The 12,968-nt window shown below is 36.8% G+C and carries 8 protein-coding genes; 4 read left to right on the top strand and 4 right to left on the bottom strand.

Annotation, left to right across the window (positions count from 1 at the left end; genetic code table 11):
* Window positions 1-249: 249 nt before the first annotated feature.
* Window positions 250-375 (bottom strand): CopG family transcriptional regulator, encoded by a 126-nt coding sequence (locus A9Y75_RS17495; protein ID WP_071190810.1) that lies wholly within the window; start codon window positions 373-375, stop codon window positions 250-252.
* A gap of 345 nt (window positions 376-720) precedes the next feature.
* Here A9Y75_RS17495 and A9Y75_RS17490 point away from each other — a divergent pair, with 345 nt between their 5' ends.
* Window positions 721-1,608, top strand: coding sequence for a hypothetical protein (locus A9Y75_RS17490; RefSeq protein WP_071190809.1), 888 nt, complete (start codon window positions 721-723; stop codon window positions 1,606-1,608).
* Window positions 1,609-1,839: 231 nt separating this feature from the next.
* Here A9Y75_RS17490 and A9Y75_RS17485 read toward each other — a convergent pair whose 3' ends face one another.
* Together A9Y75_RS17485 and A9Y75_RS17480 are read right to left on the bottom strand one after the other, a co-directional pair.
* Window positions 1,840-2,730 carry a nuclease A inhibitor family protein gene (locus A9Y75_RS17485; RefSeq protein ID WP_071190808.1) on the bottom strand — a complete coding sequence of 297 codons (891 nt, stop codon included), beginning with the start codon at window positions 2,728-2,730 and terminating at the stop codon, window positions 1,840-1,842.
* The gene (locus tag A9Y75_RS17480; RefSeq protein ID WP_071190807.1) at window positions 2,727-8,438 is read right to left on the bottom strand and encodes an alpha-2-macroglobulin; all 5,712 of its coding nucleotides are present in this window, start codon (window positions 8,436-8,438) and stop codon (window positions 2,727-2,729) included. Before A9Y75_RS17480 ends, A9Y75_RS17485 begins: the two co-directional genes overlap by 4 nt.
* A gap of 165 nt (window positions 8,439-8,603) precedes the next feature.
* Here A9Y75_RS17480 and A9Y75_RS17475 point away from each other — a divergent pair, with 165 nt between their 5' ends.
* The 3 genes from A9Y75_RS17475 to A9Y75_RS17470 all read left to right on the top strand — a co-directional run bounded on the left by A9Y75_RS17475 (window position 8,604) and on the right by A9Y75_RS17470 (window position 12,493).
* Window positions 8,604-11,102 carry a transglycosylase domain-containing protein gene (locus A9Y75_RS17475; protein WP_236721445.1) on the top strand — a complete coding sequence of 833 codons (2,499 nt, stop codon included), beginning with the start codon at window positions 8,604-8,606 and terminating at the stop codon, window positions 11,100-11,102.
* A 98-nt stretch (window positions 11,103-11,200) separates the two neighbouring features.
* On the top strand, window positions 11,201-11,350 hold the full coding sequence (locus tag A9Y75_RS28610; protein ID WP_177176221.1) for a hypothetical protein: 150 nt from the start codon (window positions 11,201-11,203) through the stop codon (window positions 11,348-11,350).
* A 222-nt stretch (window positions 11,351-11,572) separates the two neighbouring features.
* A complete protein-coding gene (locus tag A9Y75_RS17470) occupies window positions 11,573-12,493 on the top strand; it encodes a TIGR01777 family oxidoreductase (RefSeq protein WP_071190806.1) in 921 nt (306 codons plus the stop codon).
* Between the two features lie 145 nt (window positions 12,494-12,638).
* Here the strand turns inward: A9Y75_RS17470 and A9Y75_RS17465 are convergent, their stop codons facing one another.
* Entirely contained in the window at window positions 12,639-12,881 is a 243-nt protein-coding gene (locus A9Y75_RS17465) for a hypothetical protein (protein WP_071190805.1), read from the bottom strand.
* Between the last annotated feature and the right edge of the window lie 87 nt (window positions 12,882-12,968).

The following is a 12,968-nucleotide window of genomic DNA, read 5'->3' as shown; positions in this document are numbered from 1 at the left end:
AACTTAATTTATTTTGGGTTTTGGGTCTAAGTATCATGACTTAAAAGTATACCCCTTTTATGAATGAATGATTTAGCAAGGGTGATCCTGTGCCAGAAACAGGCTGAACAATTGACAATTCACATTAGAGTTAAAAAGTACTCCCATCGTTGCCAATCCTAGATATATAAGCAGGAAGATTTACAAATCATTATATAGGAATATAAGCGGTTTTTAAACCTATTTATTTGTTATTTTGATTTGATGTTTTCATCCCTGCACGAATTCCTGCAACACATCTGTTTGATTTCTATCAGTTTGTTGACAATACTCTCGGAGTAAATCTTGCTCTGGTTGTGTCAATCTCAATGTGATGTAGATTTCAGGTTTAGACATATTTAAAATACCATTAGCTGAGGTATGTTAATTTTAGAGGATATTGTAATTCTGCGAAAGAGGAATAGATTATAAGACTGTAAATAGATAAAATAGTCTAACTATAAGTATTACTAATATGGAATTCCAAATTGGTATCAATGACTTCAAAAAATCAAGATTAGAGAAACTCATACATCTTAAAAACCATAATGCAGCTTTACGAATTACGTAATGTTAGGTTTTATTTATACATAAATCTTATATTACAAAAAATAAATACTCAGGTTTTTTAGTTAAAAATAAATATAGAATCTGGATTTGAATTGACTTTCATCAACCATAAAAAGAACCAAGTTGTTTACCATGAAAAATTGGCTGCATCAATTGTGTGTGGGCTTAATCTGTTGTGCTGTTTTTGTTTTCGGATGGCAAAATCGGGTATTAGCTGAAGAAATCACTAGCAATAGTACACCGATATTAAAGGCGCAATTAGCCCAATTAGAAGTTGCTCAAAATGTCTATGATTATCTCTTGCAATATCAACCAGAAACTTATAACATTTTGACAAAAACATTGGCAGAAAGTATCGAAGATGCCAAACAGCCAGTAGCAGAGGAATTAGTTAATGATTTGTGGGCATTATCTCCCAATAATCCCCAAGTTAAATGGAGAGAAAAAAATGGAAAAATTGAATATTTAATGTCAACTTGGAAATATGTGAATAATCCCAGTGTAGATTGGCCAGTGGGATCAAAAAAACTGCTACCCTATCAAACTTGGTTTACAGCAGTTCCACAAGTTAAACAATTTTGTCAGCAATATCAAGGTGTTGATAGCAATATTCCTGATAATATTGAACTTTCATTGAGGCTACAACAGTATTTGGGTTTGATTTTAAATAAATATTCCACTAAATCCCATTTTGTAGAAATGTGGGTAAAAGCAGAAGATTTAAGCAGACCATGTATTGATTCGGAAATTAACGATTCTAGTTGTAATCTTTTGCCTTTACCTATTCCTGATAGCAGTCCTGTAGTCAAGGCAATATACACCAATTCTTATACCAATGCCAAGAAAGAATATTATCCTTGGTCAGGTTTAGGCTATACATATGATTGGGGAAATCAGCAAAAACCTCATGCAGGTGCGAGTGAGTTTATTATTAACCCAATGCCAGAACAACCTGTAGAGGTGGAAGTTGTTTCTGTGACACCAACTCAAGAATACTGTCGGAATCAGATTGTACAGTAGGGCTTTTGTCCAGTAGGTAATATCAATTTTGCATCTTCACAATCAGGGTAGGTGGGCATTGCCCACCCTACTAATATGCAGAAAATAACTAATTTCGGTTGATACAAATGATGTCTAATTTGTATAGTGCGTAAGTCCTCTCATATTCCCTATTCCCTATTCCCTATTCCCTATTCCCTGCCTCCACGAGTAATTTCAGTAATCAAACCAGAGTCCTATATAAGTTTATAATTAAGCCCAAGCTGCTAATGAAGTTACACCAGCCCAGTCACCAGAAGGAGTTTGACCAATTATATAAAAAACATAGGAAACTGTCATACCAAACATATAAGTACGTAAGTTGGTAATATTTTCTGCCAAAAAGTCATCTAAAACTAGATAAACTTTAGCATCTTCCACTTCTTCTCCATAATATTCCTCTTCATGGAAAAGTTTACACACAGGAAAAGTTCTCGCAAAACCAACTGCTTCTAATAAACTATGAATCATGATTTCTCTGGTTGTACCTACTCTCACCGTCCAACCTTTATCTGTATAAAAACCAAAAATTTCTGGTTCGTAAAATTCTAAATCTTGTAAAATTGGTTGTAATCTGTTGAGTAAATTAACTGTAATTTCGGTTTGTGGTTGATATGCAGTTGAAAATATTTGTTCTGTATTATATATCCCCATTTGGTCGCAGTCTTCAGCATCTGTAGGAATATTTGGAGAAATTCCTATCCACTCCCCGGATTTGGTCATTCCCACAATAATATGAAAGCTATCTTTTGGATCGTGTAATGTCCGAATTTTGAGTAATTCTACATTGGTAAGATGAGATTTTAGTAAATCAATTAATGTTTGATAACTTGGCAATGTTTCTGGACTAAGATTTTCAGCTTGTGATCTAACAAACTGCCAATACTCTTCTAAATCTCCAGTTCGCATGATTTTTCCACCTTCGCTGTAACCCAAGAAATTTGGAGTTTCAGTTTTAAGTAAATTTTCTATACTTAATTCTCCTTGCATTTCTATTTCCCAAATAAAAGGGTGAATAGGGTGAGATGAACAACTCACAGGAAACTCTAAATCTCTTGCTAGTTCTGTCAGTTTGGCTAATAATTCAGCGTTACTAGATTTCATTTGATTACCTCATCTATTATGTTCAATTTTATATCCGCAGTGCGTCCAAATTCCTCTGGTGCATATTGTAAATACACCTGCGAACCTGGCCAAAGGAATGTACCAGGAGTCACAGAACGGACTAAATAATGTAAACTATAAACTCCTGGTTCGAGATGATCTGCATAAGAAATAATCCGATCTTTATAGATTGTTTTATATCCTAATTGCCAATTATCGGCTTTTGCTTGTAATGCCGGTGTCGCAGTTTGAAAACTATCATCTACAGCTTCAAAACCTGCGGGTAATGGGTCTTTAATCACTATATGATCTACAGAATGATCTGTAATTATTTCTAAACCAATATCAAAGACTTGTCCTGGTTGTAACGTTACTGGTTTATCAAAAGCATACATTCCCGTTTTTTGGATAACTTTCTCTGAATTAACTTTACTAATTTCTCGTGTTATCCGTAAACCATTAAATCTTCCTGATTGATTTCCTTGCAAGCGATAATTGTAAGCGACTAAATAATGTAAATTACCTTGACCAGATTTTTGCAAAACTAAATCATGACGACCACGAGGTAATTTATCCATCGGTACATTTACCTGAAAGCTAGGATTTTGGTAGCCATTAAAACGATTTTCTCCTAATTTTTTACCTGCTAATTTTACCGTAGCTAAAAAATTAGGTGGTGTGGGTTGGAGTTGACTATATTCTACCAAAGCTGTTAAGGCTTGGGCGTTATTATAACTTGTTTGCCATGTGCCATTTCTACGGAGATTAAGCAAACTTTGAAATAATTTATCGAGGATTTTGGCATTAGCTTTTTGGTCAATAAATAGTCTTAAAGCTTGGGATTGTGTTGTGGTTTGTGAATTCATCCAACTCCAACTCCGGGGTAAATTCACAACTGCGGTACGTCCAGTTTCATAGATATTCTTTTGTAACTGGATTCGCATGATTTGCGCTTCATTTTGCCATTCAGGAAATTGAAATAGATATCGCGCTAATTTTGTCTGACTACTGACATCAAAAGCATCGCGTTGTTGATAAATATCTGAAAGGAAACTATTGCGTTTATCACCTAGTTGTGATAATGCAATTAAAGCATTAAGTTGCAGTTGAGATTTACAGAGTTTTTGTTTACAAAAGTCGAATTGTCCGGGGTTGGTGAGAACATTTTGTAAATAATTTTTCAGACGAGATAAAATTATAGCATCGACTAAACCAGGATAAACTTGATTAGCTTTTACTAGTGATTCTGCGGCGTAAGTTGAAATCCAAGGATCTGATTTTTCCTGTCCTGGAAAAGCGACAAAACCACCATCTGCTATTTGCAGTTTTTGCAATTGTGCAATTGCTTGGTTTGCTTGTTGTTGGGGATTAAAGTCTGTAAATGTCTGATTATATTTTTGGGTAAGAGTTTGCAGATTTGCAGCAATTAGTAATTGACTTGCGGCTGGTTCTGCAAATGGTAAATTATGATCATCTAAAACTTGTTTTGCTGGGGCTTTAATTTCCGGAATTAAAGTACTCGCTAATTGAATATCTAAACCTCCTGTTTGCGGGAAAGTATTATTATCAACATTCAGGGGAATTTTTACCTGTTTTTCACTCACACCCGTTTCTACAACTTGTTCTGTAATTTCTAACGGTTTAATTTCCAGAGGAACTGTAAAAGCATCTGCGGTATTATTTAACCCGGTTCTAAATGTAACCTTACCTTCACCGATATTACCAGCCACCATTGGGAAACGATAAGCTTGGGTTCCTGACTCAACTTGTGTTTGTAGAGTTGTAGTTGTGGGGTTATTTTCTGCGAACTTGAGAGAACCGCTAAGTTCACCTTGAATGCTTATGTTTCCGGTGTTTGCGGTGGTGTTGGTGACGGATAAACCTGCAAGAATGCGATCGCCTGACCGAGCAAATTGTGGCAAGATAGCATTAGTTAATAATGGCTTTGTGGTGATAAATGTCGCTTCACCATTACCAAAACGCAGATTTCCGTCTGTAGCAACTACCATAACCCGCCATGTTGTTAAATCATCTGGTAATTTAAAAGTGATTTTCGCTTTACCTTTTTCATCAGTAATTACAGAACCATTGTAATAAGCTAAAGCTTGAAAATCTTTGCGAATGCGAGTATTTGCTAAAGCACTTGATAAGCCACCACCATAACCCCAACCTTTGGGTAGACTTGCAGCTAATTCTGTTAATCTGACATCAGGACGGTTATCACTAAATCGGATTGAAATTGGTTGTTCTGCATAAACAGTATCTACCAAATTTGGAGGACGATAACCAGCAAGTTGTAACACTGCTTCATTCACAACCATGACAGTAAATTGTCCTGGGGTTGGCTTTTCTTGAATATCTGTTAATTCCAGTTCTAGTGTTTCTTCTTTTCCCGGTTCTAAAGATTTTTTAACAGGGTTAATTTGCGCTTTTAAGTATTTATCTGCCAAATTAACTTTAAAAGGTGCAAAACCAATCCGGGCTAAATTTTCTAAACCTTCTACTTCTTTGACTTGATTTAAGGGTTTACCTTGTCTGACTAACACCGCTTCTACAGCAGCATTGGGTAACATTTCCGGCGTAACTGTAAACTGAATTTGTGGCGCACTTCCTTTAACTTTAATAACTTGTTGATAGAGAGGTTTATCTTTAATTACTGCAAAATATAATTCTCCTTCTGGGTAGGGAGATTGAATCAAAGCGGTAGCAGTCTCACCAACTTTGAATTCTTTTTTGTTTAATTTAACTGACAATTTATTTTTTTCTTCTTCACCCCAAAATACTTGATTTTTTCCTGTTACCCAAATTTGTAAATCTGAGGCTGTAATGTCATTGTTAGTATCACTAAAATTAGCCCGAATGCGATATGAACCTGATTCGGTTGGTTTTAAATTTACTGTTTGAGAACTATGAGAAGATGTAAATTCAATTTTAGAAACTGTTTGATATTCAACTTGATTTTTGGGAGTTCTGCTACCTTCAACTACTTGGGTGATGCTGTTATATTTCATCTGTTGTAATTCCAGATGCACTTGTTGATTTTCTAATGGTTTTCCGGTTGCGTCAGTCACAATAATTTCTATAGGAAAATCCTTACCAGCATCAGCTACAAAATTGCTTTTTAATCCAATAAGTCTGTTACTAGGTAAAGCGGTAAAAGTTTGAGAATTAGCAACCGATAAATTAGAAACATCTGCCACTTGTACATCTACCCGGTAAGTCATCGGATAGGGTAAATCTGACGCTACCGTTACTGTTTGACTATTTTTACCATTAGCATCAAGCTGAGTAGTAGTTTGTAAAACATCACTAGAAAGATTCGGACTTTCTTCTGGCCAAAACCACTGTCTACCAAAACTAAATTCCTCCCAACCTTTAGGAACAAAATTTGTCTGCTGACGAGTAATAAAATACTTGGCTTCTCCCCCTTCAACTGGTGCACCAAATAAATAATTACTAGCTACATCTGCATCAACTTTATTACCAATGAGTGCAAATTCTTTATTTAGCTTTAAATCAACTTTAAAATTCGGCGGTTTAAATTCAGCAACCCGAAACTCACCAGATATTTCTCGCTTATTTTTACCTTTAGCTTGAATAGTATAATAACCTAAAGGTAAGTTTTTTTGAATTGGTAACTCTAGAGAAAATGTCCCAAATTTATTTGTAGTTTGCGTACCTAAATCAGTATTTTCTCCGTTGGGATTTACTAAAGTTATTTTATAAGTTGCATTTATATCTTCCTGAATTTCACCTTTTGCTAAAAAATACGCAAAACCAGTAAACCAAGCTTTTTCTCCGGGTTGATATAACTTTCTATCGGAAAATATTACCCCTCGTGATGTCGGTTTCCCATCTTCCCAACCCGTATCAATACCGTAACCATAAGCACCGCTATATTCTTGAGTTCTCGCAAATGCCCAATCTTGATTTTCACGGGCAATTACTAATAATTTCGGTAATTTTTCATCTTGAGAATAACAATCTTTTAATTCCTCCTTATCAATTTTCAAAATTCCATTTTCATCAGTTTTACCATTTGCACAAGGTACAGATAGAGTCCGAGATTTTTCATTTAATTTTGATTGATAAATTTCAATATTTGCAGCTTTGACTGGTGAACCATCACTAAGATGATGAACACGAATTAAACCCGACTCTGGAAACCATTGACTAAATACACCTAAGTTTGTTAATTGCACCATTCCATAAGTTGTCGGTTCTCTCCACAATTGTTTATTATTTTCTTGATATTTATTAGTTCGTGCTTGCACTCCATAAGCTAACATTCCAGCAGCACCCAATTTTTCTTTAAGGGGAACATTTACAGTCACTGACTGATTTTTCTTAACTGCTATTTTGAAACTCTGCCACTTGGATGGTTTTGGCAATAAATCATCAGCATTATTTGTATAAACTAAATCCGTTGGCTTAATTATCCGATAAGCAGCTTGATATTTTGCTTCTGGTAAATTGATAGTATCAATATTGAGTTGTAAATCTTTATCTGTGGGGAAGATATTTAAATCAGAGGGAACTGAAATATTTCCAGCTAAGTCACCAGTATTATATTTAATTGTGAGAGGTTTACCCAATGTTTGCCCAAATTTATCTTTCAGATTTCTGCCAATATTAATCGTATAAGTTGTAGCTGGTTCTAAAGCATAAGGATTAATACTAACGATTCTATCTTGATCATAGATTTGCAGCACTCTATCAATGTCTTTAGGTGACGGATTAATTTTAATATTCTCTTTGGCAGAATCTGGTAATAAGACATTATTAAATTCTAGCTGGGGACTACCTTTAATAAATCTACCATAAGTTCCTGCTGAGTCTGGTTCTCCATAAGGTTTAATTCCCTGAAATACTAAAGGAGAATAAGTCGCCAATTTACTAGAAAACTCTTTCTCACTGGGAAGATTTCCATAACCTGGAAGTATACCTGGAGAAAATACTAACCTGTAATTATTAGCTCGTTTAAGTTCTCTTTGAGGGGTGATATTATAAATCCAATTGCGTTTAGAAGCATCAAACTTTTCTAAAGGATCTAAATTTTCTGATTCTTCGGATTTTGCTAATTCCACCTGAAAACCGACACCTTGATTTTTGCCTTCACGAATTAGCTGTAAATGCTGTTGTACAGAATCTAAATCTAGTTCAATATTCGATGTAAATTGCAACTTAGGCTGTAAATCAATTGCTTCAATTTCCGCTTTTTCAGCAGAGTTAACCCCTGGTAAGTTGCTGATATTAATTGGTTCAGTGTTAAAAGTCCAAGCCAAATCTTGATCTAAACGATGATTTTTTAAATCTGCTAACCCAGCTTTGAGAGTAACTTTAACTCGCGTGGCTTTGGGTAAAGCTTTATCCGCTTGAAAACCTACCATGCGCGGTGTTAAAAAGCGAAATTGTCCAGGTAAAAGTGGCCAAATGGCAAATTTCGTTAATAAATTCTGCTGTTCTGCACTATCAAGACTTTCAACGGGAATTAAAGCTTCTTTAAACCGAATACGAATTTGACTAAGAGTTTTCGCATCTCCCAAAGGACTAATTTGTTCTATCCATTCTGGTAACTTTGGCGGTGCAAGAGATGTAACCGTTGGTAATTTCTCTTTACCTGGAGTGATATCCACGAAATTACAGCCTGCTATGCCTAATATAACAGTAATAATAAATAGGAATTTAAGAAATTTTCTCATCATCATATTAAATAAATTCAAAAAATATCAATGGTTGACAATGCCCACCTTGCTTGTTTACATAGATACCTAATCTGATGTAACTATTTCCAACAAATCATACAATTCTTAACATTTCCAAAATATTGTTTTTTTGCGAAATCTCTTTTACCTAAATTGAAGTTTCCAATTATGAACTTTAAACCTCCTCTCCTCAAAACTCCGACTCTCTGTGTCTCTGCGACTCTGCGTGAGATAAAATCATATTTTCGTTATATCCATAGATATAAACCGATTAAAATTATCTTAACTGTAATTATCTTCTGCTTGATAGTGCGCTTAATTCCTTATCTTGCGCCTATTCATAGTGTAGATATAGCCCAAAACCAGTTAGCAATGGAATTTACAGATCGTCATGGTTTACCATTGGGAACTATACTAACTCATGACCAAGAACATACAGCAATTATCCCATTAACTCAGATTTCACCCCAATTTATCAATGCGATTTTAGCGGCTGAAGATAGTAGCTTTTATCAACACGGGGCGTTGGATTTGAAAGCAATTGTTCGCGCTATTAAGCAAGCAATTCATGCGAAAAAAATTGTTTCCGGTGCTTCGACAATTACAATGCAATTGGCGCGGATGTTAGATAATTCTCCTCGGAATATTTCGGGAAAGTTACAGGAAATTTGGCTATCTTGGCGGTTAACTGCGGGAATGAATAAAAATGAAATTCTCTCTGCTTATATTAATCGTTTACCAATGGGGGGAAATATTTATGGTGTGGAAGCAGCAGCGCGGATTTATTTTTCTATTTCTGCAAGTGATTTAAATTTAGCCCAAGCTTCGCTGTTAGCGGCTATTCCTAATAATCCTACTTATTTTAATCCTTATGAACATTGGGAAAGATTAAAGAAAAGGCAAAAATATGTTTTAAATCGCATGGTACAAGAGGGATATATTTCTCATTTAGAAGCGGAACGCATATATACAGAAAAAGTTGTTTTTCAATCTCGTCAAAAGGGAATTATTGCTGCACCCCATTTTTTGTTTTGGTTAGCACAAAACACCCCACCCCTAACCCCTCCCCGCAAGCGAGGAGGGGGACTGGAGTTATCTTCCCGCAAGCGAGGAGGGGAACTGGAGTTATCTTCCCGTCAGCGAGGAGGGGAACTGGAGTTATCTCCCCGTCAGCGAGGAGGGGGACTGGAATCTTCTCCTATTCAGACTACGATAAATCGTCCTTTGCAGCAGTTTGTGGAAGCACAGGTACAGCAGGTTATTTCTACTCTTGCTGAGAACAATGTCCATGATGCAGCTGCGGTGATAATTGACAACTACTCTGGGGAGGTTTTAGCTTATGTCGGTTCGCCTGATTATTTTAATGAAGCGAAATTAGGAAGAAATGATGGAGTACAGGCGTTGCGTCAACCAGGTTCTACTCTCAAGCCGTTTGTGTATGAATTAGCTTTAGAAAAAGGTGCAATTAAACCTAATTCTATTTTGGCGGATGTTCCTTCTCATTATGCAATTCCGGGGGCGAAATTATATAGCCCTACAGATTATACTAACAGCTTTCTTGGCCCCGTGCGAGTAAGAGTTGCTTTGGCAAATTCTTTAAATGTACCTGCGGTAAAGGTGTTAGAAAAAGTTGGTGTTCAAACCTTCTTAAATCGGTTGCATGAGTTGGGGTTTGCACATCTCAATCAAAGTGTTGAATATTACGGTTTGGGGTTGACTTTGGGTAGTGGAGAAGTGAGTTTATGGGAACTCGCCAGGGCTTATTTGACTATGGCGCGTTTGGGAGAAAATAGACCATTAGTCACTATATTGACTGACGAATCTCAGCCCCCAACTTCTCTTTCCCCAAGCAAAAAGCCAACTTGGCAATTAATTATCGATATTTTGAGCGATCGCTATGCCCGTGCTACTGCTTTTGGTGTAGACTCGGTGTTAAATTTGCCCTTCCCTACGGCTGTAAAAACAGGCACTTCATCAAATTATCGTGATACTTGGACTGTGGGCTTTTCTACAGATTACACTGTCGCTACTTGGGTAGGCAATTTCAACGGTGAACCAATGCGTCAGGTGTCTGGTGTGACTGGGGCTGCACCTTTGTGGAACCGGATTATGTTACACCTGCACGAACATCAATCTCCCGCAGATTTTCCACATCCAGAAGCAATGGTGCAATTACCCATCTGCGCTATTTCAGGGTTAAAACCTACACCGAATTGTCACTCAGTCGTACAAGAATATTTCTCCCCAGAAGATAAAATTGCCTATGAACATCAGCAAAACTTCCATTTACCACCAGAGTATGATGAATGGTTAGCAAAACAACCACAATTTAACTCTTTTGCTGTTGATAAACTCAGAATTTTATCTCCTCGTGATGGTGATTTGTTTCTAGTATATCCCGGTGCAGAAGCACAGCAAAAATTAGAATTTAAACTAGCCGGCGCATATAATCAACCGATAGAGTGGTGGCTGAATGGCAAGAAGTTATCTACACAATCAGCTAATGCTTTCTTTTGGCATTTACGCCCTGGTAGTTGGACTTTGGAAGCGAGAAGCAACCAAATGAGTGATAGGATAAATTTTCAAGTTGAGTTAGCTAATAACCAACCAATCCGTCGAGGTTTTTCTGTAGTCAATTCCACAAAATCCCCAGATTCTGGCAATTAATTGAGTTTTCCCAAAAACCAAATTTATCTTCCGGAAATTCCTGCCAAAAACTTGATGTTATAAATTAAGACTGAAGTTTTTATCAAATTTATCTACTCATGGCTAACACACAAGAACACAAATCTGCCAAAAAGACAAAACAGTCTTTTCCCTCCGTTGATATTGGTACTCCTAAAGTGCCAGTTCGCAAAAGCAAAACGAAAAAACAGGAACGTGAATTACTCAGCGACTGGGAAGACGCGAGTTAATTAGAGAGAGAAAACTTGAACAAAGACTCCGCGTACCTTTGCGTTTACCTCAGCGAGCCTCTGCGTTTAAAAGTAGAGTTCCAAACCATCTTTAGTATATAATCAGTGTCCTATCAGCTTTTTTCTCAGGCAAAAAATCACACTTCGTTTGTACAAGCTGAAAAACCGCTAAATTGAGGTAAAAAGCAAAACTGTACAATAGTGATTTAGCCTAAGTTAAAAATGAAAGTAGCAATTACTGGAGCCACAGGATTTATCGGTAGTCGTTTAGTAAAACGGCTACAAGATGAAGGTCATAGAGTACTAGTTTTCAGCCGGAATACCGGCTTGGCCTATAAGGTTTTTCCCTCTCAGGCTTTCCCAAATCTAGAAATATTAGCTTATACACCGGGTGTATCTGGTGCTTGGCAAGATGCTATTGCTGGTTGTGATGGTGTAGTCAATTTGGCAGGAGAACCTATTGCTGAGGAACGTTGGACACCAGAACGTAAGCAGAAAATTCTCAATAGCCGCAAACTCGGTACACAAAAAATTGTGGAAGCTATAGCTAAGGTTAATCCTCAGCCAACTGTGTTAGTCAACGCTTCGGCTATTGGCTACTATGGAACTAGCGAAACTGCTACCTTTGATGAAAAAAGCCCTTCTGGTAGAGATTTTCTGGCTCAAGTCTGCCAAGAATGGGAAGCCGAAGCGCAAAAAGTCAAAGATGCTGGTGTGCGGTTGGTAATTTTGCGCTTTGGTATTGTTTTGGGCAATGGTGGTGCTTTGGGGAAAATGATTACTCCTTTTAAACTCTTTGCCGGTGGACCTATTGGTAGTGGTCGGCAGTGGTTTTCATGGATTCATATAGACGATATAGTTAACTTAATTCTGCAAGCTTTAACTAAGCCAGAAATGGAGGGTATATATAATGCTACTGCTCCCAAACCTGTACGAATGACAGAGTTGAGTTCAACTATGGGACAGATAATGAATCGTCCTTCTTGGTTGCCCGTGCCGTCTTTTGCTTTAGAAGCTATGTTAGGAGATGGGGCAATAGTAGTTTTAGAAGGTCAGCAAGTTCTCCCCAAACGCACTTTAACATCAGGTTTTCAGTACAAATATCCCAATTTGCCAGCAGCGCTAAAGCAAATTCTTGAATAATTCTTGAATAATTTGTAATTCAATTTTAGATTGGTAATGGGTAATGGGTAATGGGTAATGGGTAATTGGTAATTGGTAATTGGTAATTCAATCATTATTCCCTATTCCCTATTCCCTATTCCCTATTCCCTCTCACCTGCTATAACTAATTTTTCATAAATTTCTTAGAAACCCAACTGGTAATTCCGCTGAGAATCGCACCACCCATCAGAATACCAATAGCGGGGTTAAATACAGGTATCCACAGTTGATGCCATAAATCTAAACCCAAGTTGATTCCTGAGGCATTACCAACGACTGCGATAGCAAACCACACAAAACCTAAAATCACCAGGAAAACATCAGCAACTAATAATAAGTTTAGCCAGTTTAATAATTTATCTTTCATCTTGTAAGTAGTAAGACTGAATAAAAGAAAAGTTAGTAGTAAGGGCTTTAGCCCTATCAAACCTAGCAAAAGAGCGCTGTCTACCTG

It is taken from the genome of Trichormus sp. NMC-1, from assembly GCF_001858025.1.
Classification (GTDB): domain Bacteria; phylum Cyanobacteriota; class Cyanobacteriia; order Cyanobacteriales; family Nostocaceae; genus Anabaena.
The sequence above is the reverse complement of the archived record's forward strand: the minus strand, read 5'-3'. Positions and strand labels throughout refer to the sequence as shown.

What these genes read in the sequence shown, in the direction of transcription:
- A9Y75_RS28610 (WP_177176221.1), top strand. Translation starts at nt 11,201, where the DNA reads ATGGCTAACACACAAGAACACAAATCTGCCAAAAAGACAAAACAGTCT.
- A9Y75_RS17465 (WP_071190805.1), bottom strand. Translation starts at nt 12,881, where the DNA reads ATGAAAGATAAATTATTAAACTGGCTAAACTTATTATTAGTTGCTGAT.
- A9Y75_RS17470 (WP_071190806.1), top strand. Translation starts at nt 11,573, where the DNA reads ATGAAAGTAGCAATTACTGGAGCCACAGGATTTATCGGTAGTCGTTTA.
- A9Y75_RS17485 (WP_071190808.1), bottom strand. Translation starts at nt 2,730, where the DNA reads ATGAAATCTAGTAACGCTGAATTATTAGCCAAACTGACAGAACTAGCA.
- A9Y75_RS17480 (WP_071190807.1), bottom strand. Translation starts at nt 8,438, where the DNA reads ATGATGATGAGAAAATTTCTTAAATTCCTATTTATTATTACTGTTATA.
- A9Y75_RS17475 (WP_236721445.1), top strand. Translation starts at nt 8,604, where the DNA reads ATGAACTTTAAACCTCCTCTCCTCAAAACTCCGACTCTCTGTGTCTCT.
- A9Y75_RS17490 (WP_071190809.1), top strand. Translation starts at nt 721, where the DNA reads ATGAAAAATTGGCTGCATCAATTGTGTGTGGGCTTAATCTGTTGTGCT.
- A9Y75_RS17495 (WP_071190810.1), bottom strand. Translation starts at nt 375, where the DNA reads ATGTCTAAACCTGAAATCTACATCACATTGAGATTGACACAACCAGAG.